This is a genomic window from Streptomyces sp. CRCS-T-1, from assembly GCF_024442335.1.
GTDB lineage: Bacteria > Actinomycetota > Actinomycetes > Streptomycetales > Streptomycetaceae > Streptomyces > Streptomyces koelreuteriae.
Window position 1 is genome coordinate 1,425,222 of record NZ_CP101651.1, and the last position, 23,379, is coordinate 1,448,600.

Consider the following 23,379-nt stretch of genomic DNA (forward strand, 5'->3'; position numbering starts at 1 on the left):
CCGTCAGGTGAACAGGTCGGTCGTCCGCGCCTGGATCTCCTCCGGCGTCAGCTCCTCGATCGGCTGGGAGATCATCCAGAGGTGGCCGAACGGGTCGGCGAGACGGCCGCCGCGCTGCCCGTAGTGCTGGTCGGCGACGGGATACACCACCGTCGCACCGCCCCGCAGCATGGCCTCGGCGACGGCGTCGGCGTCGGACACGTCGAGCGCCATGATCACCGGGGAGCCGCCGAGGGAGTCCGGGCCCGGGTCGCCGTCGTCGGCGTCCTTGACCGCGATCACCGCGTCGCCGAGACGCAGCATGGCGTGCACGACCCCGCCCTCGGGGTCGGTGTAGCGCTCGAGTTCCTCGGCGCCGAGCGCGGTCCGGTAGAAGTCGATCGCCCGGGGGCCGTCGGAGACCACGAGCCGGGCGTAGAGCCGGGTGACGGCGGGGGCGTCGGGCGGGGTTTCGGGTGAGGTGCCGGGTGTGTTCGTCATGCCTTCACGATCGCGGGTCCCGTGGGCCGTGGATTGTAGAAAAGGGCCGTCCGGGCGGGGTCGTCATCCGCCGAGCGGAACGTGGTTGCGTTCCAGCGGCGAGCGCGGTGCGTACGCGGTCGGGGTGATCCCCGCGAGCGCGCGGAACTCATGGATCAGATGCGCCTGGTCGTGGTAGCCGCAGTCCGCGGCGAGGGCCGCCCAGTCCGGCTCCCCCGCCCCGGAGTTCACGCGCCGCAGCAGCCGCTGGAAGCGCCGTACCCGCGCATACCGCTTGGGCGGGAGCCCCAGCTGTTCGGCACATCTGCGGGCCAGCCGCCGGGAGGTCCAGCCGAGCCGGTCGGCGACCTCGCCCACGGGGGTGCCGCGATCGAGCAGCCCGGCGGCGAGACGGACCGCCGGGTCGGGCTCCAGCGGGCGTGTCGCCCGCTCCAGCAGGGCCGACTCCAGCTCCCGCAGCCCGGCCTCCGGCCCACCGGCGGCCATGGCCTGAAGCATCCGCTCGCGCAGCACCGCGCCGTCCGTGCCCCACAGCTCGTCGAGTCCGACCAGCTCGTCGCGGACCGCGGAGACCGGGGCGGTGAGGAAGGGATACGCCCCCGCCGGACGGAACGCCACCCACACGACGGCGCGCTGCTGCGCCGGGTCGATCAGGGCCGGCTCCGTGTACGGCCCCTGCACGGCCGCGCCCCGGGTACGCCGGGCCGCACCCGCCGGCGGCGAGGAGGAGAAGACGTCCCCGTCGAGGTTCACGAGAAGCTGCGCCCCGCCCGTCGGCAGGGCCAGCTCGGCGGCGTGCGCGAACCGCCCCTCGGCATACCCCAGCGCACCGATCAGCGGCCCGAGCACGGCCGCCGACGGCCGGACCGTGAGCGAGAGGGCTGTTCCCTCGGCCGTTCCCTCGGTGATTTCCTCGGCCGTTTCCTCGGCCGTACGGGCCATGTGTCCAGGCTAAGGCCGGTTCGCGCGCTGGGTGTCCCCTCCGTGGTCTCCTTGCAGCAGTCCGTACGCGCGCACGCCCCGGCAGGAGACCCCGATGGAACCCGGCACCGCCCTCGATCCGCTGGACCTGAAGCTGCTGCAGGCGCTCCAGCTCGACGGGCGGGCGCCGTTCAGCCGGATCGCCCAGGTGCTCGGCGTCTCGGACCAGACCGTCGCCCGGCGCTACCGGGGGCTGCGCACCCGCGCACGGCTGAAGGTGCTCGGCGTGACCGACGAGCACCGCCTCGGCCGCAGCAGCTGGATCGTCCGGCTGCGCTGCACCCCGGACGTGGCCGAGCAGCTCGCGGGCGCGCTCGCCCGCCGCCCCGACACCTCCTACGTCAGCCTGAACTCCGGCGGCACGGAGGTGATGTGCACGATGAAGCCGCGCAGCCGGGAGGCCCGCGACGAGCTCCTCTTCGACCGGCTCCAGCGCACCCCGCGGGTCACATCGGTCAGCGCCCACTGCGTCCTGCACCCCTTCTACGGCGGCGCGCTCGGCTGGCTCAACAAGGCCGACGCCCTCTCCCCCGAGGAGGAGGCCGCGCTGCGCCCGCCGCCCGTCACGGCGACCGCGGGCCCGGTCGGCCTGGACGCGGACGACGAGGCGCTCCTCGATGTCCTGCGGCACGACGGACGGGCCACGCTCACCGAACTCCAGGCGGCCACCGGCCAGTCGGAGTCCATGGTCAAGCGGCGGCTGGAGCGGCTGCGGTCCACGGGCGTGCTCTACTTCGACGTCCAGCACGACGCCGAACTCCTCGGCCACGAGGTGGAGGCCATGCTGTGGCTCACCGTGGCCCCGGCGTCCCTGGCCTCCGTCGGCCGCGTCCTCGCCGAGCACCCCCAGGTCCCCTTCGCCGCGGCCGTCACGGGCCAGGCCAACATCCTCGCCGCGACCCTGCACCGCGACGCCGGTGACCTGTACACGTACCTGAGCGAGAAGATCGGGGCCCTCGAAGGCGTCCAGTCCGTCGAGACCGCACTGACCCTGCGCCGTGTCAAGCAGCTCTCCTACGAACCGCGACCGAACCGTTGACGGAGGTACGCCCCCTCTTCTACGCCCAGTGACGGCAGGCCTTATGCGTGTAATGCCCTGATTGTGTTCCCGGTGAGAGGGGCACTCAGGGCATGTGCACACACAAAACGGCGAGCGACCGCGCAGAGTCCTGCTGACGGGGTGGTTCAGCTTCCGGGACCGGGAGGCGACCGCCGGGGACGTCCTGGCCCTGCGCCGGGTCGAGGACGTGCTGCGGGGGACGGGCATCCCCTACGACGTCGCCTGGAGCCCGGGTTTCCGTCCGGAGGCCCTGCATCTGGAGCGGCTGTGGCCCGAGGACTACACCCACCTGGTGTTCGTGTGCGGCCCCTTGCACGGGCCGCAGGTCGAGGAGCTGCACCGGCGGTTCGCGCACTGTGTGCGGATCGCCGTGGGCACCTCGGTGATCGACCCCGGCAGCACGGCCGTGACCGGCTTCCACCGGGTGCTGCCGCGGGACGCGCCCGACCGTGAGCCGGTGGAGGATCTGGCGGCCCGCGCCCCGGACGTGCCCGCCCGGCCCGTCGTCGGGGTGATCCTCGCGCACGGGCAGCACGAGTACGGGCGGCTGCGGCGGCACGGGCAGGTGGCCGAGGAGGTGACGCGGTGGCTGACCGGCAAGGACTGCGGCAGGCTGGAACTGGAGACGCGGCTCGACACGCACGACTGGCATCTGAGTGCGACGCCGGCGCAGCTCCAGTCCGTGCTGGCCCGGATGGACCTCGTCGTCACCGACCGGCTGCACGGGCTGGTGATCGCGCTGCGGGTCGGCACGCCGGTGCTGGCCGTCGATCCGGTCGCGGGCGGCTCCAAGCTGACCGCGCAGGCCCGTGCCTGCGGCTGGCCCGCGCTGGTGGCCGCCGAGCGGCTGGACGCGCGGCAGTTGGACCGCTGGTGGGACTGGTGCCTGACCGGCGGCCGGGTGACCGCGCGGCAGATCCGCGACGGTTTCCGCGAGGGCACCGTGCCGGACAGCGCGGACCGGCTCGTCGAGGCACTGGCACGGCCGGTCGCCGGTTAGCTCCCTGACCCCACGGGGCATCCGCATCTACGTTCCCGCTGTATTTCCCCGTATGTCCCCCGCTTCCCCCGCCGCACGTCCCCCCGGGAGGAGAGACGGTCCGGCCGACCGGAAGGAGAAAGCGTGTCCATCGGCCGACTTCCCGATCACGAGCAGCGCATCCTCGACGAGATGGAACGCGCCCTGCGCCGCGACCGCCGCCTGGACCGCCGGCTGCGCACCCTGCGGGTGCGCCGTCGCCCCGACCCCGCCCGAATCCTGGCCCGCCTGGCCGGGTACCGCCCCCGCGTCTGGACCGTGGTGGTCCTGTGCGCGGTGACGGTGGGCCTGCTGGTGGCCGGGATCGCCACCTCCGCGCCCGGGGTGATCTGGGCGTTCGCCGCGATATGCCCGCTGACGCTGTACGCGGCGTTCCGGCTGATGTGCCGGTGGTGCGGGACCTGAGCGTCCGCCCCTGCCCGGACTGGCGTCCGCCCCTGCCGGGACTACGCCGGGACTACGGGGACGCCCCTATCCGGGGTCGGTCGTGAAGGCCTCCTGGATGGGGCGTTCGTCGGCGAGGACGCGGCCCTGGGGCGGTCCGTCCAGGAGCGCGCGGACCGCGGTCAGCAGGTCCGGGGCGACATGGTCGGCGCGCGCGGTCTCCTCGGGGCGGGTCCGCCCGGTCGGGACGAGGATGCCGTGGCAGCCCGCCCGGTGCGCGGCCTCGGCGCCGGCCCCGGTGTCGCCGATGACGACGAGGTCGGCGGGCCGGGCGCAGATCCGCCCGGCCGCCCACAGCACCATCCCGGGCCGGGGCATGCGGCAGTGGCAGCCGTCGTCGGGTCCGTGCGGGCAGACGGCGAACACGTCGAAGGGGCCGAGGAGTTCGTCGACGCGCTGATCGACGCGGCGCACGTCGGCGTCGGTGAGCAGCCCGCGCGCGACGCCGGGCTGGTGCGTGACGACGCCGGTGCGGATGCCGCGCCCGCGCAGCAGGGCGAGCGCCTCGCGGGCGCCTTCGACGGGACGCATGCGGCCGGGTTCGGCGGTGTCGGATACGTCGTCGACGAGGGTGCCGTCGCGGTCGAACAGCACGGCCTTCACCGGACGCCTCATGAGCTCACCTCGTCCTGCCAGGCGGGGGCGTGGCGGTGGCGCCAGGCGCCGGTCAGCCGGTGCCAGGTCGCGGCCGGCGGGATGAGCACACTGGTCGCCACCATGGTCGTCACCTCGTGGCGGGTGCGCGGGCCACGCGCGATACGGCCCCGGGCCAACTCCGCGGTGCCGGCCGCCCAGCCGAGCGCGCAGGCCGTCGCGGCCCGTCCGTGCCCGGCGGCGGCGAGGGCGCAGGCGGCGACACCCGCGGTCGTGATCGCCGCGTGGGTGCGGATCCGGCCGCGCGGCGCGACCGCCTTGTCCCACCAGTCGGGCCCGTGCAGATGCCGCATGAGGGCGTCGTCGGCGTTGCCGCGCTGCCGGCGCACCGACTCCCAGCGGGAGGCGGGGTGCACGGGGTGCCGTGTGGTGCGGCGGCCCTGCCGGATGCGCCAGCCCGAGTCGAGCACGCGCAGCGCGAGGTCGGCGTCCTCGCGGAAGGCCCGCTCGAAGCGTTCGTCGAAGCCGCCGACCTGTTTGAGTGCCTCCGTGCGGTAGGCCATGTCCGAGGTGATCCAGTGGGCGCGGGCGTCTCCCGCGGTGCCGCGTTCCCAGTCGGTGGGGCGGCGTTCGCCGGGCAGCGGGACGGCGATGACGCCCTGGACGCCCGCGGTGTCGGGCGACGCCTCGGCGAGGTCCTCGGCCAGTTGATGGCACCAGTGGGGCCCGACCTGGACGTCGTCGTCCAGGAACACGGTCCACGGCGCCGTCACGGCGCGCAGCCCGGTGTTGCGGGCGGCGGCGGGCCCACGACCGCCGCCGCCCAGCACGGTGGTGCGCTCCCGCAGATCGCCGAGAACGCTCAACGGATGCTCCAACTCCCCGGGGCCCGGGTCGGACCGGTCGTCGACGAGCACGATCTCGCCGGGGCGCGGTCCGGTCGCGGCGGCGAGCGCCGCGAGGCAGTCGGCGAGGGTGTCCCGGACGACGGTCGGGATCACGACGGCGTACGAGGTCATGCGGCGGTCCTCCCTGTGACGATCGCCCGCCTTCGGTGCTGGCGAGTGCCGCGGTAGGGCCGTCTCAAACGCCACAGGGACTATACATTGCGCGTATACACGCTATGTATAGTCCCGACATGCCTTCTCTGACCAAGAAGATGAAGAAAACGGGGATCGCGTTCCGAACGGCCGGAACGCTCGCGGCGACAGCCGCCCTGACACTGGCCCTCGGCGGTTGCGCCGGACCCGACACCACGGCCCCCAGCGCCGTCCGCGCCCAGGCGGCGACGGACGTCCAGGCGGCCCGCTACGGCACCGTCGACTGCCGTGAGGCGAAGTGCATCGCGCTCACCTTCGACGCGGGGCCGAGCGAGCACTCCGCACGCCTGCTGGACATCCTGAAGGAGAGACAGGTCCCGGCGACCTTCTTCCTCCTGGGGAAACGGCACATCGAGAAGTACCCGGAGCTGGTGCGGCGGATGGCCGACGAGGGCCATGAGGTGGCCAGCCACACCTGGGAGCACAAGATCCTGACCCGGCTGAGACCCGAGGAGATACGCGAGGAGCTGGAACGCCCCAACCAGGAGATAGAACGCCTCACCGGCCGGCGCCCGACCCTGATACGCCCGCCCCAGGGCCGCACCGACGACACCGTGCACGAGATCTGCCGCGAACTGGGCCTCGCCGAGGTGCTGTGGAGCGTGACGGCCAAGGACTACAAGACGACCGACTCGGACCTGATCACCCGTCGCGTCCTCGCCCAGGCCTCCCGGGACGGCATCATCCTGCTGCACGACATCTACGACGGCACCGTGCCGGCCGTCCCGGGCATCATCGACGCGCTCAAGGAACGCGGGTACGTGTTCGTGACGGTGCCTCAACTGCTGGCACCGGGCAAGGCGGAGCCCGGGAAGGTGTACCGCTAGGCCACAAACCCCCGGACGGCTCTGGGCCGAGTGGGTGAGCCGTCCCCGACCGGGCCGCTGGGCAGCATGGGTTCCCTACGATCGGAACGTGGCGAACATCCTGCTCGAACGGACGGTCCCGCTCCCCCTCGACGAGGCGTGGCGGCGGATCACGCAGTGGCAGCGGCACGGTGAGGGCGTGCCTTTGACGCGGGTCGGGCCGGTCCCGGCCGGCCCGACCCGCGTCGGCACCGTCGTCCTGGCCCGCACGGGCGTCGGACCGCTGTCCTTCGACGACCCGATGGAGGTCACGGTGTGGGAGCCGCCGGAGGACGGGGCCCCGGGGAGGTGCCGACTGGAGAAGCGGGGCCGGGTGGTGCTGGGCTGGGCGGAGTTGGAGGTCCGGCCGGGGCCCGGCGGCCGCACCCGCGTGCTGTGGCGGGAGGAGATCCGGATCCGGCTCCTCCCCTCGCCTTTCGACGACCTGGTCGCGCGCTCGGCACGGCATGTGTTCGGCCGCGCCCTGAACCGCCTGCTGAGACAGGCCTGACGGGCCCCGGGAGCGCTTCGGTACGGAACTTTCGTCCTCAGGCCACCGACCCGATCCGCCCCATCGCCTCCGGCCGCGGCTCGTGGTGGATCGGTGTGTGGGCCCCGGTCAGTGAGACCCCGCTGCCTCCGCGTCGGCCGGCGACGATCTCCGAGGCGATCGACAGGGCCGTCTCCTCAGGCGTACGGGCCCCGAGGTCCAGGCCGATCGGGGAGTGCAGGCGGCTCAACTCCAAGTCGGTGACGCCGACTTCGCGCAGTCGGGCGTTGCGGTCCAAGTGGGTGCGCCGGGAGCCCATGGCGCCGACGTAGGCCACCGGCAGGCGCAGCGCCAGTCGCAGCAGGGGCACGTCGAACTTGGCGTCGTGGGTCAGGACGCACAGGACCGTGCGGGCGTCGACGTCCGTGTCCTCCAGGTAGCGGTGGGGCCAGTCGACCACGATCTCGTCGGCCTCCGGGAAGCGCGTCCGGGTCGCGAAGACGGGCCGTGCGTCGCACACCGTGACGTGGTAGCCGAGGAACTTGCCCATGCGGACCAGCGCCGACGCGAAGTCGATCGCGCCGAAGACGATCATGCGGGGCGGCGGGACCGAGGACTCGACCAGGACCGTGAGGGGCGCTCCGCAGCGGGAGCCCTGCTCCCCGATCTCCAGGGTGCCGGTGCGGCCGGCGTCCAGGAAGGCGCCCGCCTCGGCGGCGATGGTGCGGTCCAGTTCGGGATGGCCGCCGAGGCCGCCGTCGTAGGACCCGTCGGGGCGGACCAGCAGGGCGCGGCCCGTCAGTTCGGGCGGGCCCGACACGATCCGGGCCAGCGCCGCCGCCTGACCGGAGGCGGCGGCGGTGAGCGCGGACGCCACCACCGGCCGGACCGGTTCGGCGGACCGGACCGGGGTGACCAGGATGTCGATGACGCCGCCGCAGGTCAGGCCTACGGCGAAGGCGTCGTCGTCGCTGTAGCCGAAGCGCTCCAGGACGGTCTCGCCGTCCCGCAGCGCCTGCCCGCACAGTTCGTAGACCGCGCCCTCCACACAGCCTCCGGAGACCGAGCCGATCGCCGTGCCCTCGGCGTCCACCGCGAGCGCGGCGCCCGGCTGGCGGGGCGCGCTGCCGCCGACGGCCACCACGGTGGCGACGGCGAAGTCACGGCCCTGCTCGACCCACCGGTTCAGTTCCTCGGCGATGTCCAGCATCTGTCTCGGTCTCCTTAGGACTGCGAGGTCGATACGCCGGGCGTCAGTGGACGCCCAGCCAGCTCTCGATCGGGTTGAGGGCGAAGTACACGAGGAACACCGCCGTCAGGATCCACATGAAGGCGCCGATCTCGCGCACCTTGCCCTGGGCGGTCTTGATGGCGACGTAGGAGATGACACCCGCGGCGACACCGGTGGTGATGGTGTACGTGAACGGCATCAGGACGACCGTCAGGAACACCGGGATGGCGGTGGCCCGGTCGCCCCAGTCCACGTGCCGGGCGTTCATCAGCATCATCGCGCCGATGACGACGAGGGCGGCAGACGCGACCTCCTGCGGCACGATCGCCGTGAGCGGCGTGAAGAACAGACAGGCCGCGAAGAACGCGCCGGTGACGACCGAGGCGAGGCCCGTGCGGGCGCCCTCCCCGACACCCGTCGCGGACTCGATGAACACCGTCTGACCCGAGCCGCCGGACACGCCTCCGATCGCGCCGCCGGCCCCGTCGATGAACAGCGCCTTGGACAGGCCCGGCATCCGGCCCTTGTCGTCGGCGAGCTTGGCCTCGGTGCCGACGCCGATGATGGTCGCCATCGCGTCGAAGAACCCGGCCAGCACCAGCGTGAAGACGATCATGCCGACGGTCATCGCGCCGACCTCGCCCCAGCCGCCGAACTCCACGTCCCCGAAGAGCGAGAAGTCGGGCATGGACACCGCGCTGCCGTGCAGTTCGGGCGCCCCGGCCGCCCACTGCCTGGGGTCGATGACACCGGCCGCGTTCAGGATCGCGGCCACGATCGTGCCGGCGACGATGCCGATGAGGATGGCGCCCGGGATGTTCCGGGCCTGGAGCATGAAGATCAGCAGCAGGGTGCCGGCGAAGAGCAGGACCGGCCAGCCGGCCAGTTCGCCCGCCGGGCCGAGCGTGACGGGAGTGGCCTTCCCCTGGTGCACGAAGCCGGACTTGTAGAAGCCGATGAGGGCGATGAACAGGCCGATGCCCATGGTGATGCCGTGCTTGAGCGCGAGCGGGATCGCGTTCATGATCATCTCGCGCAGGCCGGTGACGACCAGCAGCATGATGATCACGCCGTACATCACGCACATGCCCATCGCCTGCGGCCAGGTCATCTCGGGCGCGACCTGGGAGGCGAGGACTCCGGAGACGGACAGACCCGCGGCGAGGGCGAGCGGCACCTTGCCGATGAACCCCATCAGCAGCGTGGTGAGGGCCGCCGCGAACGCGGTCGCGGTGATGAGGCCCTTCTGCGCGAGGGTGTCCCCCGCCGCGTCCTTCCCGGACAGGATCAGGGGGTTGAGCAGGAGGATGTACGCCATCGCCATGAAGGTCGTGACACCGCCGCGCACCTCTCGCGCGAGCGTCGATCCTCTGTGGGATATGTGGAAGTACCGGTCGAGCCAGGACCGTCCGGCCGGGACGCGGGTGCCTTCGCCCGCGTCCTCGGCTGTGGTCCTCGGCTCAAGTGACTGGGTCATGTGGGCCTACTCCCAAGTTTCATAGGGGGTTGGGATGCACGACCCGGGGGACGGCCCGAGACGAACGAAAGGGGTCCGGGGGACACACGGGGACGCGGCCCCCCGGACGGGACTCTCCTGCTCAGGCCTCGGAGAGTGACGTACCCGTGAGGTGCTCGGGCCGTACCGGAGTCCGGTTCAGCTCGAGCCCGGTCGCGTTCCGGATGGCCGCGAGGACCGCCGGCGTCGACGACAGGGTGGGTGCTTCGCCGATGCCGCGCAGCCCGTACGGGGCGTGCTCGTCGGCGAGTTCGAGGACGTCGACCGGGATGGTCGGCGTGTCGAGGATGGTCGGGATCAGATAGTCGGTGAAGGAGGGGTTCCGCACCTTCGCCGTCTTCGGGTCGACGACGATCTCCTCCATGACGGCCACGCCGAGGCCCTGTGTCGTGCCGCCCTGGATCTGCCCGAGCACGGACAGCGGGTTGAGCGCCTTGCCGACGTCCTGGGCGCAGCCCAGCTCGATGACCTTCACCAGCCCGAGTTCGGTGTCGACCTCGACGACGGCGCGGTGCGCGGCGAAGGAGTACTGCACATGCCCGTTGCCCTGCCCGGTGCGCAGGTCGAAGGCCTCGGTCGGCCGGTGCCGCCACTCCTCCTCGACCTCGACGGTCTCGCCCTCCAGGACGTCGGCCAGGCCGGAGAGGACCTCGCCGCCGTCGGTGACGACCTTGCCGCCCTCCAGCAGCAGCTCGGCGGTGGCCCAGGCCGGGTGATACGACCCGAACTTGCGGCGCCCGATCTCCAGGACCTTCTCGCGGACGATCTCGCAGGCGTTCTTCACGGCGCCGCCGGTGACGTACGTCTGCCGGGAGGCGGAGGTCGAACCGGCGCTGCCCACCTGGGTGTCGGCCGGGTTGATGGTCACCTGGGTGACGCCCAGCTCGGTCCGGGCGATCTGCGCGTGGACGGTGACACCGCCCTGCCCGACCTCGGCCATGGCCGTGTGCACGGTGACCACGGGCTCTCCGCCCACGACCTCCATCCGCACCTTCGCGGTCGAGTAGTCGTCGAACCCCTCGGAGAAACCGACGTTCTTGATGCCGACCGCGTAGCCGACCCCGCGTACGACGCCTTCGCCGTGCGTGGTGTTGGACAGACCGCCCGGCAGCTGCCGTACGTCGGCGCCCTCGCTGGACTCCCACTGGCGCTCCGGCGGCATCGGCATCGCCTTGACGCGGCGCAGGAGTTCGGCGACCGGGGCCGGGGAGTCGACGGGCTGTCCGGTCGGCAGGAGCGTGCCCTGCTCCATGGCGTTGAGCTGCCGGAACTCCACCGGGTCCATGCCGAGCTTCCGCGCCACCTTGTCCATCTGCGCCTCGTAGGCGAAGCACGCCTGGACCGCGCCGAAGCCGCGCATGGCGCCGCAGGGCGGGTTGTTGCTGTAGAGGGCGATGGCCTCGATGTCCACGTCCTCGATCACATACGGGCCGACGGACAGCGAGGAGGCGTTGCCGACGACGGCCGGGGAGGCGGAGGCGTAGGCGCCGCCGTCCAGGACGATCCGGCACTTCATGTGGGTGAGCTTGCCGTCGCGCGTGGCCCCGTGCTCGTAGTACAGCTTCGCCGGGTGGCGGTGGACGTGCCCGAAGAAGGACTCGAACCGGTTGTAGACGATCTTGACGGGCTTGCCCGTGCGCAGTGCCAGCAGGCAGGCGTGGATCTGCATCGACAGGTCCTCGCGGCCGCCGAACGCGCCGCCGACGCCGGACAGCGTCATGCGCACCTTGTCCTCGGGCAGTCCGAGCACGGGCGCGATCTGGCGCAGATCGCTGTGCAGCCACTGGGTGGCGATGTAGAGGTGGACGCCGCCGTCCTCCTCGGGGACGGCGAGGCCGGACTCGGGGCCGAGGAAGGCCTGGTCCTGCATGCCGAAGGTGTACTCGCCCTCGACGATGACATCGGCCCGCCGCCGAGCGGCCTCGACGTCACCGCGGATGATCGGCTGGCGGTGGACGATGTTCGGGTGCGGGACGTGCCCGGCGTGGTGGTCGTCGCGGCCCTCGTGGACGAGGATCGCGTCCGGCGCGGTCGCGGACGCCTCGTCGGTGATGACGGGCAGTTCGCGGTAGTCGACCTTGATCTTCGCGGCAGCGCGGCGGGCCGTCTCCGGATGGTCGGCGGCGACGATCGCGACCGGCTCTCCGTGGTGGCGGACCTTGCCGTGGGCGAGGACCGGGGTGTCCTGGATCTCCAGCCCGTAGTTCTTCACGTCGGTGGGCAGGTCGTCGTACGTGAGCACGGCGTAGACGCCCGGCAGGGCCAGTGCCTCGCTCGTGTCGATGGACACGATCTCGGCGTGCGCGACGGTCGACCGCAGGATCTGCCCCCACAGCATGTCCTCGTGCCACATGTCGGACGAGTACGCGAACTCGCCGGTGACCTTGAGGGTGCCGTCCGGGCGGAGCGTGGACTCGCCGATGCCGCCCTTGGTCCGGGAGCCCTGGGTGATCTTCGTGGGTGCGCCGTTGGTGGGCATGCTCAGACCGCCTCTCCCTGCCGGGCGGCCGCCAGGCGGACCGCGTCCATGATCTTCTCGTAGCCGGTGCAGCGGCACAGGTTGCCCGACAGCGCCTCGCGGATGTCCGCGTCGGACGGGTTGGGGTTGCGCTCCAGCATCTCGTCGGCGGCGACCAGCAGTCCGGGTGTGCAGAAGCCGCACTGGACGGCGCCGGCGTCGATGAACGCCTGCTGGATCGGGGAGAGTTCGGTGCCCTCGCCGGTTTGCGAGTCGGCGCCCTTGGCCTGCCACCCCTGGGCGTCCTGCAACGACGTACCGCAGGCCCCCGTCGCGCAGCCGCTCTCCGCCCGCTGCTTCGCGAAGTCGGCGAGCCCCTCGACGGTGACGACCTCGCGGCCCTCCGCCTGCCCGGCGGCCACCAGGCACGAGCACACCGGCACCCCGTCGAGCCGGACCGTGCAGGAGCCGCACTCGCCCTGTTCGCAGGCGTTCTTGGACCCGGGAAGGCCCATGCGCTCCCGCAGCACGTAGAGCAGGGACTCGCCCTCCCAGACGTCGTCGGCTTCCTGCGGACGGCCGTTGACCGTGAAGTTGACGCGCATTACGCGGCTCCCTCCGTAAGGCGGCGGGCGCCGCGGTAGGACTCCCAGGTCCAGGTCAGGGTGCGGCGGGCCATGACGCCGACGGCGTGGCGGCGGTAGCTCGCGGTGCCCCGCACGTCGTCGATCGGGTTGCAGGCGGCGGAGCACAGGTCCGCGAACTGCTTGGCGACCGACGGGGTGACGATCTTCCCGCTGTCCCAGAAGCCGCCCTCCTCCAGAGCGGCGTTCAGAAACTCCTCGGCGGCCTTGGCCCGAATGGGTGTAGGGGCGGCCGAGCCGATGCCCGTCCGCACGGTCCGCGTCTCGGGATGCAGCGCCAGCCCGAACGCGCACACGGCGATGACCATCGCGTTCCTGGTCCCCACCTTGGAGAACTGCTGCGGCCCGTCGGCCTTCTTCACATGCACGGCCCGGATCAGTTCATCGGCCGCCAGCGCGTTGCGCTTCACGCCCTTGTAGAACTCGTCGATCGGGATCCGGCGCGCCCCGCGCACCGACTCGACCTCCACCTCGGCGCCCGCGGCGAGCAGGGCGGGGTGGGCGTCGCCGGCCGGGGAGGCGGTGCCGAGGTTGCCGCCGACGCCGCCGCGGTTGCGGATCTGCGGGGAGGCGACGGTGTGCGAGGCGAGGGCGAGGCCCGGCAGTTCGGCGCGCAGGTTCTCCATGATCCGCGTGTACGGCACGGAGGCGCCCAGCCGTACGCTCCCCTCGCCGACCTCCCACTCGGAGAGGTCGCCGACGCGGTTCAGGTCCATGAGGTACTCGGGCCGGCGGTGGTCGAAGTTGATCTCGACCATCACGTCGGTGCCACCCGCAATCGGCACAGCGGTGGGGTGCTCGGCTTTCGCGGCGAGCGCCTCCTCCCAGCTGGCGGGGCGAAGGAAGTCCATGACCGGCTCTCTTCTCCGTCTTCTCGTGGGGCGTTCAGATTGAGCCAATCCGTGTGCGGCGGTCCCGGCTCGTTCATGTGCTGTTAACGCGTAGTGGCCTCAGTACACAGCGCGGTACTCCGACGGGGTCAGTCACGGAAACCATGAAGGAGTTGGCTGGCCAGGACGGGCATCTTGTAGATTCGTATGAACGGAGGCCATCAGAAACCTCCTCGTTCTCCTGTGGAAACGCGCGACACAGCCGCGTGACCTGGGACACAGCCGGAACGCGGTTCGAGGCCGTTGGGTATCGCCCACCAGGCCACCGAACAGGCGTTCCCTCAACACTCCCCCAAGATCCACCACTGATTTCGAGACAAAGAACGGCGGCGACGAGAATGCGGCTGCGCGCACTGCTGGACACCGACGCGCTGGGCCTCAAGCTGCTCGGCGGCGAGGAAGAGCTGGACCGCACGGTGCGCGGCGTGATGACCACCGACCTCCGCGACCCCAGCCGCTACCTCTCGGGCGGCGAACTGGTGCTCACGGGCCTGGCCTGGCGCCATGACGCCGAGGACTCGGAGCCGTTCGTCCGGATCCTGGTGCAGCAGGGTGTGACGGCCCTCGCCGCGGGCGAGGCCGAGCTCGGAGACGTCCCGGCCGACCTGGTCACGGCCTGCGCCCGGCACCGGCTCCCCCTCTTCGCGGTGCACGAGTCGGTGGCGTTCGCGACGATCACCGAACACGTCGTACGGCAGGTCTCAGGCGAGCGCGCCGGAGACCTCGCGGCGGTCGTCGACCGCCACCGCCGGATGATGACCTCGGGCCCGGCGGGCGGCGGCCCGGACGTCGTCCTGGACCTGCTCGGCTCGGACCTGGACCTGCGCGCCTGGGTCCTCGCCCCCACCGGCCGGCTGATCGCGGGCTCGAAGGCCGCGGGCCCCGCCGCCCTGCCCGCCGAGACCTGCGGACGCCTGGTGGCGGAACACCTCACCGCCACCCGCACGGGCCGCCGCGCACCGCACCGCGTCCTCCTGGGCGGCACCACCTACTCCCTGTTCCCGATCCGCTCGACGGGCCGCTCCCCGCAGAGCGCCCGCGACACCCGGGACGTCCGCGAGACCCTGCTCTCCGACTGGCTGCTGGCCGTCGAGGCGGACGCCGGGGACTGGGCCGAGGAGCGCCTGGACCTGCTGCACGGCGTCACCCAGCTGATCGCGGTCGAGCGGGACCGCCGCGACGCCGCCCGCACGGTCCGCCGCCGCCTCGCCCAGGAGGTGCTGGAACTGGTCCAGACGGGCGCGGCCCCCGGCGAGATCGCCGCCCGTCTGCGCGTGGCCGCGCCGGTGCTGCTGCCCGGCCTCGGGGCGGCGCCGCACTGGCAGGTGGTCGTGGCCCGCGTCGACTGGGACGGGGACGGCATCGAGGGCGGCCCGGTGGCCCAGGCCCTGCTGGAGGAGATCCTCGTCGACCCGCTCTCCGCGGGCCCGGAGCACTCGGACCGCATCGCCGTGGCCCACACCGGCGAGGAGGCCATCGCCCTGGTCCCCCTGCCCGCCGTCTCGACGGAGCACGACGGCTCCGAGACCGGCGTCCTCGCCGACGCGCTCCTGGAATCCGTACGCGACCCCCTCACCGCGGGTCTCGACGGCGACGGGCACCTCACCCTCGGCGTCAGCGCGGCCGTGCACTCGGCGGAGGGTCTGCGGGGCGCCCTGGAGGAGGCCCGCCACGCCCGCCGGGTGGCCGCGGCCCGCCCGGGCCGGGTCTGCGCGGCGGGCCACCAGGAACTGGCCTCGCACGTCCTGCTGCTCCCCTTCGTCCCGGACGATGTCCGCCGCGCCTTCACGGCCCGCCTCCTGGACCCCCTCCGCGACTACGACCGCCGGCACCGGGCGGAGCTGATCCCCACCCTGGAGGCGTTCCTCGACTGCGACGGCTCCTGGACCCGCTGCGCCGGCCGTCTCCACCTCCACGTCAACACGCTGCGCTACCGCGTCGGACGGATCGAGCAGTTGACGGGCCGTGATCTGTCGAGGCTCGAGGACAAGCTGGATTTCTTCCTTGCCCTGCGCATGAGCTGAGACACGGGGTGTCCCGTCCCGAACACGGGGCGCCCGGAGCCCCACGACTTTGTGAAATCCTTCACCCACCCTCTTGGCCCGGCCCCGCGATTCGTGCTGAGATGCCGCCACCACTCAACAGCTCGATGGCGTGCTCGGGGAGGGCAACGTGGCGCATACCGCCATGTCTGGTAACGGAACGACCCCTGGTGACGATCCCCTCCAGACCGCGGTATGGCGGCTGCGCTCACGCGGGTGCTGGGCCGACGCGGCCGCCCTGCTGCTGCCGGACACACCCGCGGCGGCGCTCCAACGCGCTTCGTTGCTGGTGGAACGGTGTCTGTACACCGAGCGGGGCTGGGAGGAGGCCGAGGACGCGCTGCGCACGGCCGAGGCGCTGGCCCACAGCGACGACGAGCGGGGCGCGGCCGCTTGTGAACGCGGTTACTTGGCCTACGCCTCGACGCTGCTCGCGGTGCGGGACCGGGCCGACGAGGCGCGGGCCGCGCTGGGGCGGGCCGCCGCGCTGATCCCTCCGGGGGCTTCGCAGCGGGCCCTGCTGGACTTCCGTCGCGGTCTGCTGGCGGAGAACCTGACGAGTGCCCCGCAGGCGGCGCGGGCGGCGTACCGCCGGGCGCACGCGGGGGCTACGGCGCATGAGAATCCGCTGCTGCTGTCCTTCACCTGGCGCCATCTGGCCGGGCTCGCCCTGCGGGACGGGGAGTTGGCGGAGGCGCGGCACGGTTTCTCGGAGTCACTGCGGATCCGGGAGGAGCTGGGCTATCTCGTCGGCACGGCCCCCGCGCTGGTGTCCCTGGCCGACACGGAGACGGAGCCGGAGGCGTCCCGACTACGCGAGGAGGCCCGGCGCTTGTTCCGCCTGCTCGGAGGCGTACCGACCTGGCTGTCCCGCCAGTTGGCCCCGTTGCCGCCGGCGGCGACCGCTTGAACGCGTCCCGGGGTACCCGGCGTCGAGGCTGAGGCCGGGTCGGTCCGCAACCCGGCGAAACGGGGTGCCGCTGCGCCCACCCGTGCCGCCCCTAGCGGCACGCATGCCCGCAGCGGTGGCCTGCGGCAGCTTGGGCGGGTGCGGCCCCCGTTACTGAGGGGGGACGGCTGAAACGGCCGGGCCGGGGGGCGAAGCCGCCGGGCTGGGCGGAGGGACGAGACCCCCTGCCGGGGCGGTTGGCGGAAGCCGCGACGCGCCCGCACTCGCCGGATCACGGAAGGGGACGTGTCGGGGGGTGTCCGCCCGCAGCGGTTGGCGCGTCAACGAACAGTCAATTGGTCCCCGACCCCATCGCGCCGTTCCGAGGACGGACACCCCCGGCGCGGCCCCGACCCACCCCCGGCGATGGGCGCGAGACGCCCGCCCCCTCAGCCCGCGCCCGTGAAGTGCTCCCCCACCAGGACCCGCACGACATCCAAGTCCCCGGCGATCAACGCGTCCAGCAACGCGGTGTGCTCATGCGCGTCCGCCACCAGCTCGGCCCGCCCCCGGCCACCCGGCCCGCCGCCCACCAGCGGCCACTGCGCCCGCCGGTGCAGATCCTCGGCGATCTGGACCAACTGCCCGTTCCCCGAGAGGGACAGCACCGCACGGTGGAACACCCGGTCGGACTCCGCGTAGGTCGCGCGGCAGCCGGAGGACGCCGCGCGGACCGTCGCCTCGGCGAGAGGCCGCAGTTCGGCCCACCGCTCGGCGGGAACGGCACGGGCCAGCCGCAGCATCACCGGCACCTCGATCAGCGACCGGACCTCGGCCAGTTCCGCCAGCTCCCGCGCTCCCCGCTCGACCACCCGGAACCCACGGTTCGGCACGACCTCGACGGCACCCTCGATCGCCAGCTGCTGCATCGCCTCGCGCACCGGCGTCGCCGACACCCCGAACCGCTCGCCCAGCACCGGCGCCGAGTACACCTCACCGGGCCGCAGATCCCCCGCCACCAGCGCGGCCCGCAGCGCGTCCACGATCTGCCCGCGCACGGAGGACCGCTGGATGACAGGCCTGGGCCGCGGAAGGGCCGGCTCACCGTGCGTGTGCTCACCACGCACCGCCCCATCGGCCCCAGCCCCATCGGCCCCAGCCCCGTCGGCCGCAGCCGCTGCCCCAGCCGCCCCGGCCTGCCGCGGCACACGGGCCTGCCCGGCCTGCACAGCCGACCAGGGCTCCCCCTGCTTCAAGGGTCCTCCTCCGGACGTATCGGTACTTGGGGTCATTACGGCGGGTTGTTACTCGTCCGTCAAGCACCATAAGCGCCCCGAGCGCCAGTTCAAATCCCAGCGATCTTGAGTTAGGTTAGGCTTACCTCTGAGTAGATCGGTGATCCCATGCCCGAGCCCCGTTCGGCCGTCTCCGGCGCATACGCCCGCTTGGCCGAGGTCCTCCCCGGGCTCGCCGTCACCGAACTCACCCCCGAGGACGAAACCCCGTACGGCGGCGCCTGGGCCGCGGCCACCGACCTCGCCGCCGCCGGCCCCGCCCTCGACGCGTTCCTGTCCTGGGACGAGGACCAGGTCCGCCGGGACTACGGCCAGGAGGCCCGCCCCGATGTCGTCGCCAGCTTCGGCCTGCACCGCTACGCCTGGCCCGCCTGCCTGCTGATCACCGTCCCCTGGTTCCTGCACCGCCGCGTACCGCGCTACCCCGTGACCCACGTCTCGTACGACCGCACCGCCGAGGGCCACCCCATCGGCCGGATGGCCGTCCGCCCGGCCGGCTTCGCGTGCCTGCCCGGCGACGAGGCCGCCACGCTGCCCGGCGCCCGGGTCGTCCCGGACGAGGAGGCGCTGCGGGCCGAGGTGCGGTCGGCGGTCGCCGAGCACCTGGAGCCGGTCCTGACCGGTTTCGGACCGCGGATGCGGCGTCGCGGCCGGGCCCTGTGGGGCATGGCGACCGACGAGATCGTCGAGGGACTCTGGTACATCGCGCAGCTGTTCGGCGAGATCGAGGAACGGCGCGCGATGCGCGAGCTGGAGCTGCTCCTGCCGGGCGCGACGAAGCCGTACGTGGGCACGGCGGCGTTCCGGGAGCTGACCGGCCCCGGCGGCGAGCCGCTGCGCACCCGGGACCGCGCGAGCTGCTGCATGTTCTACACGCTGCGCCCGCAGGACACCTGCGCCACCTGCCCGCGCACCTGCGACGCCGACCGGGTCACCAAGCTCTTGGCCACAGCCAGTTGAGGCACACTCGGAAACTCAAGGAAGTTTCCGCGGAACCACCCGTACGGGTAGTCTTGTTCGAACTCAACTCCCGCCCCTCACGCGGCAGTTCGAGCAGAACGCCGCCCTGAACATTCCCTTGCACTTCCTTGGCGGCCTCTTGCCCCGAAACCCCCTGAGGGCTGTTGGGATTGGGCCACTATGGCGGGCGTTACGCCCTATCCCAATGCAAGGGACCACCCAGATGAAACTGACCGACATATCGCTGAACTGGCTGCTTCCGGGCGCCGTGCTTCTCCTGGGCATGCTGGCGGCGATAGCGGTTCTCGCGCGCGGCAAGCGCTCCTCGGTCAAGGACACGAGCGCGGACGATTCCTGGGAGCGCAGTGAAGAACGCCGCAGACGCAAGGAGGCCCTTTACGGCACCGTCTCCTACGTCCTCCTCTTCTGCTGCGCGGCCGTAGCCGCCGCACTCTCCTTCCACGGCCTGGTCGGCTTCGGCGAGCAGAACCTGGGCCTCTCCGGCGGCTGGCAGTACCTGGTCCCGTTCGGCCTGGACGGCGCCGCGATGTTCTGCTCCGTGCTCGCGGTGCGCGAGGCCAGCCACGGTGACGCGGCCCTCGGCTCCCGGATACTCGTCTGGACGTTCGCCTTCGCCGCGGCCTGGTTCAACTGGGTGCACGCGCCCAGGGGCATCGGCCACGCGGGGGCGCCCCACTTCTTCGCGGGCATGTCCCTGTCGGCGGCGGTGCTCTTCGACCGCGCGCTGAAGCAGACCCGTCGCGCGGCCCTGCGGGAGCAGGGCCTGGTGCCGCGCCCGCTGCCGCAGATCCGTATCGTGCGCTGGCTGCGGGCCCCCCGCGAGACGTACAGCGCCTGGTCGCTGATGCTCCTGGAGGGTGTGCGCAGCCTCGACGAGGCGGTCGACGAAGTGCGCGACGACAAGCGCAAGAAGGACGAGGCGCGGCAGCGGCGCCGCGACCAGCAGCGCGTGGAGCGGGCCCAGTTGAAGGCGATCAGCCGCGGTCACCGCGGGCACTTCGGCCGCGGCGGCGGACGGCAGCTGGAGGTGCAGGTGGAGCGCGGCTCCTCGCAGGTCTCCGCGGAGCCTGCCATATCCGCGCCGGAGCCGCTGCCCGTCCGCTCGCGTCCCTCCCTGCAGCCCGCTCGCAAAGGAGCTGACCCCGTGACCGTCGACCTCACCGCCGAGGACGACACCATGGCGCTGCCGCGTCTGGACTCCCTGGAGCGCAAGCTCAAGGACCTGGAGCAGCAGTTCGGCTAGGGGGACCGAACAGGGCCGGGAAGGGGGCGTGGCCTGCGGGCCGCGCCCCCTTCCCGTTCACGCTTCCCGTTCACGCTTCCCGTTCACGCTTCCCGTTCACGCCGCCTCGGCCTCCAGCTCGAACCAGACGGCCTTGCCCACTCCGTGCGGCCTGACGCCCCAGGCGTCGGCGAGGGACTGGACGAGGAACAGGCCCCTGCCGTTCGTACCGTCGTCGGCGATCGGTACGCGCAGCCGGGGTCTGCGGGCCACGAAGTCCCGTACCTCCACCCGCAGTCCACGCGGTCCGACCGTGGCCGTCAGGAGCGCGTCGTGATCGGTGTGGACGATCGCGTTGGTGACGAGTTCGCTGGTGAGCAGTTCCGCCACGTCCGATCGCCCGGTCCTCCCCCATTGCCCGAGCATGTCCCGCAGGGCCCTGCGGGCTTCCGGCACGGCCCGCAGGTCCGCCCGCCCGAGTCTGCGCCTCAGTTGAGGCACGGGCATCCGCTCCGTGTCGTCGTCGGTCTTGTCGTCCGCCGTCTTCGCCGAGAAGGCCCCGATCGTTATGGGACCGCCTCCTCGTGCCTGCCTCTCCATGACCCCCGCCCGCGCGCCGATGTCGGTTCCCCTCCTGCCTCGAACACGTTCACGGGGATCCATGCCCGATCGGACACGCGGCAGTCATGTCGAGTCGTCAACGACCGGGTGTTCGGCCAATCGGACGGGACCTGTGGGCGGGGCTGCGGGCCGCTGAGCGGTACGGCGGTGACGGGGAGGGGGACAAGAGGGTAGCCGGTACGGGTCCTCGTGCGGATCGTGACCGCAGGAGATCGGCCGAAGTACCGAGGGCCGGCTGCCGATCCGTGCGTACGCGACGAAGGAGTGGGGCAGCCGGCCCCCGCGCGCGGCGGTCCGGTGAAGTTGGCCGAAGTACGACGGTCCCTCCCGGGCCTCTGACCGGAACAGGGCCGTCCTCCCCACCCCCGTGGCGGGAGGACGGCCCTGTCTTCTCCGGTGGTCGCCCGGTCAGTACAGCTTCTTGACGGCGGTGGTCGTCGTCTTCTTGAAGGCGGCCACGGGGGCGTCGCCGAAGTCGCCCATCTGACCCCACTGCACGACGGTGACGGTCCGGCCGTCCTGTCCGACGGACAGCAGTGCGATGTCCGAGGCCCCCCAGGAGGTCTCGGTGTGCAGTCCGCGGACGCGGGCGCCCTCCTCGACCGGCAGCGAGCCGTAGTCCCGGCCCTCGGCCTGGACGTCCGGGTCGGCCTCCTCGATGCGGTCGGCGCAGGTGCGGATCAGGTCGTCGTAGTGCTTCGCCAGGGCCTTGGCCAGGGCGGCTGTGCTGGTCACGACGGTCAACTGCACGGCGCCGGTGTCCAGGTCGGTCCGGAACTCCCGGTGCCGGTAGTCGTAGGAGGGCACGCCCTCCGTGCTCACGCAGAAGCCGAGTCCCTCCGGGAACCCTTCGGTGACCGGCCCGGCGGTCCAGGACGACGTCGGGTGCGGCGGCAGCTCCGACGCCGAGAGGAACTTGGGCGCGGCGGCCTTCGGCGCGGCGCCGGCGGCCGGTGCCGTGGCGACCGTGCCCGCCGCGAGGGCGGCGACGGTGAGTGCGGTGAGAGCGCTCGTTCGGATGCGCATGGACATGGGTGTTCCCCCGAGGATGAGTGCGTGGACATGGATGCCGCGGCGAGGCCGGCTGGTCGGCCCGGGCCTGGTCGGTGCGGCACCAAGAGCATCAGCGGTCACAGCCGGCGGGCGCAACAGCCCGCGGCCGATCGGCCGGGGTGGAACCATCCCAGCCCGTCTGACGTGCAGGTACAGGGACGCCTGGGATGCCGTCCCGGGCCGGGTCGGACCTTACGGGGGCGGGGAAACGTGTCGGCACAGGAAGACCTGGACGACGTCGGGGAGTTCGCGGCGCTGCTGAGAGCGCTGAAGGAGCGCACGGACCGCAGTTACGGTTCGCTGGCCCGCCGTCTGGCCATGAACACCTCGACCCTGCACCGCTATTGCGCGGGCGATGCGGTCCCCCTCGACTTCGCCCCCGTGGAGCGTTTCGCGGCGCTCTGCGGGGCGACGGCCGAGGAACGCCTGGAACTCCACCGCCGCTGGCTCCTGGCGGTGGCGGCACGCAAGCGGCCTCGTACGGCGACTGCGGTGGAGGAGGCGGCCCCTGCCGAGGAGGAAGCGGGCGCCCCGGCTCCAGATCCGGCCCCGGACCCGGACCCGCTCCCCCGCCGCCCCTGGTACCGCCACAGGCGCGTCGCGGTCGGGCTGGCCGCCGCCTGCGCGCTGCTCGCGACGCTCGGCAGTCTGTCCGCGCTGCCGGACGGACGGCGCCCCGCCGCCGACGGTGCCCGTACGGCCGGACCCGCCACGTCCGGCACGACGGAAGCCAAGGCACCGGACCGCAGCGGCACCTCGCCCACTCCGAGCGACTCCCCCACCACCAAGCGGCCTTCCGCCACCCCGAAGAGCAAGAAGGAGCCCTCCCCCGCCCCCTCCGCCCGTACCACCACCCCGGCACCGCCCAGCGGGAAGAACTCCGCCGTGCCGCTCACCTGGTCCGCCGACTCCCAGGCCTGGAATCTGGGCTGCGGCCACGACTACGTCATCGCCAAACCGCCCCAGCAGGTGCCCCCGCCCCCGGCCCCGCAGGACGCCGGGACCTGGGCGGCGACACAGGGCGCGGTGCACGGCGGCGAGACGATCGTGGAGTTGTCGGTGCAGGGGCGGACCGACACGGCGGTCGTGCTGAACGCGCTGCGTGTGCGCGTGGTGGGGCGAACGGCACCCGCCCCGGGCAACGCCTACGCCATGGACCAGGGCTGCGGGGGCGCGGTCACCCCGCGCTCCTTCGACGTGAACCTGGACAAGGACCGGCCCATCGCCCGCGCGGTCGCCGGGAACGACACCGGCGTGCCGATCCCGGCGGTGCGCATGCCGTACCGCGTCTCGGCCACGGACCCCGAGGTGCTGCTGGTCACCGCCCGGACCGTGACGTGCGACTGCCGCTGGTACCTGGAGCTGGACTGGTCCTCCCAGGGCCGCGCGGGCACGGTCCGCATCGACGACGCCGGACGCCCGTTCCGCACCAGCGGCATCAAGGGCCTGCCCCGGTACATGTACGACACGACGGCCCGCCGGTGGGGGCCCTACAGCTGACCGC

General features: G+C 72.6%; 22 protein-coding genes. 10 read left to right on the top strand and 12 right to left on the bottom strand.

Annotated elements, in window-relative coordinates:
• Window positions 1–3: 3 nt before the first annotated feature.
• Together NNW99_RS06350 and NNW99_RS06355 are read right to left on the bottom strand one after the other, a co-directional pair.
• Complete coding sequence (locus NNW99_RS06350) at window positions 4–480, bottom strand: VOC family protein (RefSeq protein WP_215117713.1); 477 nt, start codon at window positions 478–480, stop codon at window positions 4–6.
• Between the two features lie 63 nt (window positions 481–543).
• Entirely contained in the window at window positions 544–1,422 is an 879-nt protein-coding gene (locus NNW99_RS06355) for an AraC family transcriptional regulator (protein WP_215117714.1), read from the bottom strand.
• 94 nt (window positions 1,423–1,516) lie between these two features.
• Here NNW99_RS06355 and NNW99_RS06360 point away from each other — a divergent pair, with 94 nt between their 5' ends.
• The 3 genes from NNW99_RS06360 to NNW99_RS06370 all read left to right on the top strand — a co-directional run bounded on the left by NNW99_RS06360 (window position 1,517) and on the right by NNW99_RS06370 (window position 3,965).
• Window positions 1,517–2,500 carry an Lrp/AsnC family transcriptional regulator gene (locus tag NNW99_RS06360; RefSeq protein WP_215117715.1) on the top strand — a complete coding sequence of 328 codons (984 nt, stop codon included), beginning with the start codon at window positions 1,517–1,519 and terminating at the stop codon, window positions 2,498–2,500.
• Between the two features lie 94 nt (window positions 2,501–2,594).
• Window positions 2,595–3,521, top strand: coding sequence for a polysaccharide pyruvyl transferase family protein (locus NNW99_RS06365; protein ID WP_215117716.1), 927 nt, complete (start codon window positions 2,595–2,597; stop codon window positions 3,519–3,521).
• Between the two features lie 123 nt (window positions 3,522–3,644).
• A complete protein-coding gene (locus tag NNW99_RS06370; RefSeq protein WP_215117717.1) occupies window positions 3,645–3,965 on the top strand; it encodes a DUF3040 domain-containing protein in 321 nt (106 codons plus the stop codon).
• 66 nt (window positions 3,966–4,031) lie between these two features.
• On the opposite strand, the gene NNW99_RS06375 is transcribed toward NNW99_RS06370, so the two are convergent.
• Together NNW99_RS06375 and NNW99_RS06380 are read right to left on the bottom strand one after the other, a co-directional pair.
• On the bottom strand, window positions 4,032–4,619 hold the full coding sequence (locus NNW99_RS06375; protein ID WP_215117718.1) for an HAD-IIIA family hydrolase: 588 nt from the start codon (window positions 4,617–4,619) through the stop codon (window positions 4,032–4,034).
• Window positions 4,616–5,617, bottom strand: a complete 1,002-nt coding sequence (locus NNW99_RS06380) for a glycosyltransferase family 2 protein (protein ID WP_215117719.1) — start codon at window positions 5,615–5,617, stop codon at window positions 4,616–4,618. The genes NNW99_RS06375 and NNW99_RS06380 overlap by 4 nt, the downstream gene beginning before the upstream one ends.
• A 140-nt stretch (window positions 5,618–5,757) precedes the next feature.
• Between NNW99_RS06380 and NNW99_RS06385 the strand changes: the two genes are divergently transcribed.
• Together NNW99_RS06385 and NNW99_RS06390 are read left to right on the top strand one after the other, a co-directional pair.
• Window positions 5,758–6,525 (top strand): polysaccharide deacetylase family protein, encoded by a 768-nt coding sequence (locus tag NNW99_RS06385; RefSeq protein ID WP_215124181.1) that lies wholly within the window; start codon window positions 5,758–5,760, stop codon window positions 6,523–6,525.
• An 88-nt stretch (window positions 6,526–6,613) separates the two neighbouring features.
• Window positions 6,614–7,054: an SRPBCC family protein gene (locus tag NNW99_RS06390; protein WP_215117720.1), complete on the top strand. Its 441-nt coding sequence runs from the start codon at window positions 6,614–6,616 to the stop codon at window positions 7,052–7,054.
• A gap of 37 nt (window positions 7,055–7,091) precedes the next feature.
• Here NNW99_RS06390 and NNW99_RS06395 read toward each other — a convergent pair whose 3' ends face one another.
• From NNW99_RS06395 to NNW99_RS06415, 5 genes are all read right to left on the bottom strand, one after another.
• Entirely contained in the window at window positions 7,092–8,243 is a 1,152-nt protein-coding gene (locus tag NNW99_RS06395) for an XdhC/CoxI family protein (RefSeq protein WP_215117721.1), read from the bottom strand.
• 43 nt (window positions 8,244–8,286) lie between these two features.
• On the bottom strand, window positions 8,287–9,741 hold the full coding sequence (locus NNW99_RS06400) for an NCS2 family permease (protein WP_215117722.1): 1,455 nt from the start codon (window positions 9,739–9,741) through the stop codon (window positions 8,287–8,289).
• Window positions 9,742–9,862: 121 nt separating this feature from the next.
• The gene (locus NNW99_RS06405) at window positions 9,863–12,259 is read right to left on the bottom strand and encodes a xanthine dehydrogenase family protein molybdopterin-binding subunit (RefSeq protein WP_215117723.1); all 2,397 of its coding nucleotides are present in this window, start codon (window positions 12,257–12,259) and stop codon (window positions 9,863–9,865) included.
• A gap of 2 nt (window positions 12,260–12,261) precedes the next feature.
• Window positions 12,262–12,843 (bottom strand): (2Fe-2S)-binding protein, encoded by a 582-nt coding sequence (locus NNW99_RS06410; RefSeq protein ID WP_215117724.1) that lies wholly within the window; start codon window positions 12,841–12,843, stop codon window positions 12,262–12,264.
• The gene (locus NNW99_RS06415; protein ID WP_215117725.1) at window positions 12,843–13,733 is read right to left on the bottom strand and encodes a xanthine dehydrogenase family protein subunit M; all 891 of its coding nucleotides are present in this window, start codon (window positions 13,731–13,733) and stop codon (window positions 12,843–12,845) included. Before NNW99_RS06415 ends, NNW99_RS06410 begins: the two co-directional genes overlap by 1 nt.
• A gap of 377 nt (window positions 13,734–14,110) precedes the next feature.
• On the opposite strand from NNW99_RS06415, the gene NNW99_RS06420 reads away from it, so the two are divergent.
• Window positions 14,111–15,796 carry a PucR family transcriptional regulator ligand-binding domain-containing protein gene (locus NNW99_RS06420; protein WP_215117726.1) on the top strand — a complete coding sequence of 562 codons (1,686 nt, stop codon included), beginning with the start codon at window positions 14,111–14,113 and terminating at the stop codon, window positions 15,794–15,796.
• Window positions 15,797–15,959: 163 nt separating this feature from the next.
• On the top strand, window positions 15,960–16,724 hold the full coding sequence (locus tag NNW99_RS06425) for a hypothetical protein (protein ID WP_251057725.1): 765 nt from the start codon (window positions 15,960–15,962) through the stop codon (window positions 16,722–16,724).
• Window positions 16,725–17,152: 428 nt separating this feature from the next.
• Here the strand turns inward: NNW99_RS06425 and NNW99_RS06430 are convergent, their stop codons facing one another.
• The gene (locus NNW99_RS06430; RefSeq protein WP_215117728.1) at window positions 17,153–17,995 is read right to left on the bottom strand and encodes a GntR family transcriptional regulator; all 843 of its coding nucleotides are present in this window, start codon (window positions 17,993–17,995) and stop codon (window positions 17,153–17,155) included.
• Window positions 17,996–18,106: 111 nt separating this feature from the next.
• Here NNW99_RS06430 and NNW99_RS06435 point away from each other — a divergent pair, with 111 nt between their 5' ends.
• Window positions 18,107–18,958 (top strand): (2Fe-2S)-binding protein, encoded by an 852-nt coding sequence (locus NNW99_RS06435; RefSeq protein WP_215117729.1) that lies wholly within the window; start codon window positions 18,107–18,109, stop codon window positions 18,956–18,958.
• Window positions 18,959–19,181: 223 nt separating this feature from the next.
• Window positions 19,182–20,222, top strand: a complete 1,041-nt coding sequence (locus NNW99_RS06440) for a DUF2637 domain-containing protein (RefSeq protein WP_215117730.1) — start codon at window positions 19,182–19,184, stop codon at window positions 20,220–20,222.
• A 96-nt stretch (window positions 20,223–20,318) separates the two neighbouring features.
• Here the strand turns inward: NNW99_RS06440 and NNW99_RS06445 are convergent, their stop codons facing one another.
• Together NNW99_RS06445 and NNW99_RS06450 are read right to left on the bottom strand one after the other, a co-directional pair.
• The gene (locus tag NNW99_RS06445) at window positions 20,319–20,708 is read right to left on the bottom strand and encodes an ATP-binding protein (protein WP_251058077.1); all 390 of its coding nucleotides are present in this window, start codon (window positions 20,706–20,708) and stop codon (window positions 20,319–20,321) included.
• A gap of 522 nt (window positions 20,709–21,230) precedes the next feature.
• Window positions 21,231–21,854 carry a hypothetical protein gene (locus NNW99_RS06450; protein ID WP_215117732.1) on the bottom strand — a complete coding sequence of 208 codons (624 nt, stop codon included), beginning with the start codon at window positions 21,852–21,854 and terminating at the stop codon, window positions 21,231–21,233.
• A gap of 231 nt (window positions 21,855–22,085) precedes the next feature.
• On the opposite strand from NNW99_RS06450, the gene NNW99_RS06455 reads away from it, so the two are divergent.
• On the top strand, window positions 22,086–23,375 hold the full coding sequence (locus NNW99_RS06455; protein ID WP_215117733.1) for a helix-turn-helix transcriptional regulator: 1,290 nt from the start codon (window positions 22,086–22,088) through the stop codon (window positions 23,373–23,375).
• The last annotated feature ends 4 nt before the right edge of the window (window positions 23,376–23,379 follow it).

Excerpts from the sequence above, each read along its gene's own strand:
- NNW99_RS06350 (WP_215117713.1), bottom strand. The coding sequence starts at position 480 with ATGACGAACACACCCGGCACCTCACCCGAAACCCCGCCCGACGCCCCC.
- NNW99_RS06355 (WP_215117714.1), bottom strand. The coding sequence starts at position 1,422 with ATGGCCCGTACGGCCGAGGAAACGGCCGAGGAAATCACCGAGGGAACG.
- NNW99_RS06360 (WP_215117715.1), top strand. The coding sequence starts at position 1,517 with ATGGAACCCGGCACCGCCCTCGATCCGCTGGACCTGAAGCTGCTGCAG.
- NNW99_RS06375 (WP_215117718.1), bottom strand. The coding sequence starts at position 4,619 with ATGAGGCGTCCGGTGAAGGCCGTGCTGTTCGACCGCGACGGCACCCTC.
- NNW99_RS06380 (WP_215117719.1), bottom strand. The coding sequence starts at position 5,617 with ATGACCTCGTACGCCGTCGTGATCCCGACCGTCGTCCGGGACACCCTC.
- NNW99_RS06385 (WP_215124181.1), top strand. The coding sequence starts at position 5,758 with ATGAAGAAAACGGGGATCGCGTTCCGAACGGCCGGAACGCTCGCGGCG.
- NNW99_RS06395 (WP_215117721.1), bottom strand. The coding sequence starts at position 8,243 with ATGCTGGACATCGCCGAGGAACTGAACCGGTGGGTCGAGCAGGGCCGT.
- NNW99_RS06400 (WP_215117722.1), bottom strand. The coding sequence starts at position 9,741 with ATGACCCAGTCACTTGAGCCGAGGACCACAGCCGAGGACGCGGGCGAA.
- NNW99_RS06405 (WP_215117723.1), bottom strand. The coding sequence starts at position 12,259 with ATGCCCACCAACGGCGCACCCACGAAGATCACCCAGGGCTCCCGGACC.
- NNW99_RS06410 (WP_215117724.1), bottom strand. The coding sequence starts at position 12,843 with ATGCGCGTCAACTTCACGGTCAACGGCCGTCCGCAGGAAGCCGACGAC.
- NNW99_RS06415 (WP_215117725.1), bottom strand. The coding sequence starts at position 13,733 with ATGGACTTCCTTCGCCCCGCCAGCTGGGAGGAGGCGCTCGCCGCGAAA.
- NNW99_RS06420 (WP_215117726.1), top strand. The coding sequence starts at position 14,111 with ATGCGGCTGCGCGCACTGCTGGACACCGACGCGCTGGGCCTCAAGCTG.
- NNW99_RS06425 (WP_251057725.1), top strand. The coding sequence starts at position 15,960 with ATGTCTGGTAACGGAACGACCCCTGGTGACGATCCCCTCCAGACCGCG.
- NNW99_RS06430 (WP_215117728.1), bottom strand. The coding sequence starts at position 17,995 with ATGACCCCAAGTACCGATACGTCCGGAGGAGGACCCTTGAAGCAGGGG.
- NNW99_RS06435 (WP_215117729.1), top strand. The coding sequence starts at position 18,107 with ATGCCCGAGCCCCGTTCGGCCGTCTCCGGCGCATACGCCCGCTTGGCC.
- NNW99_RS06440 (WP_215117730.1), top strand. The coding sequence starts at position 19,182 with ATGAAACTGACCGACATATCGCTGAACTGGCTGCTTCCGGGCGCCGTG.
- NNW99_RS06445 (WP_251058077.1), bottom strand. The coding sequence starts at position 20,708 with ATGCCCGTGCCTCAACTGAGGCGCAGACTCGGGCGGGCGGACCTGCGG.
- NNW99_RS06450 (WP_215117732.1), bottom strand. The coding sequence starts at position 21,854 with ATGTCCATGCGCATCCGAACGAGCGCTCTCACCGCACTCACCGTCGCC.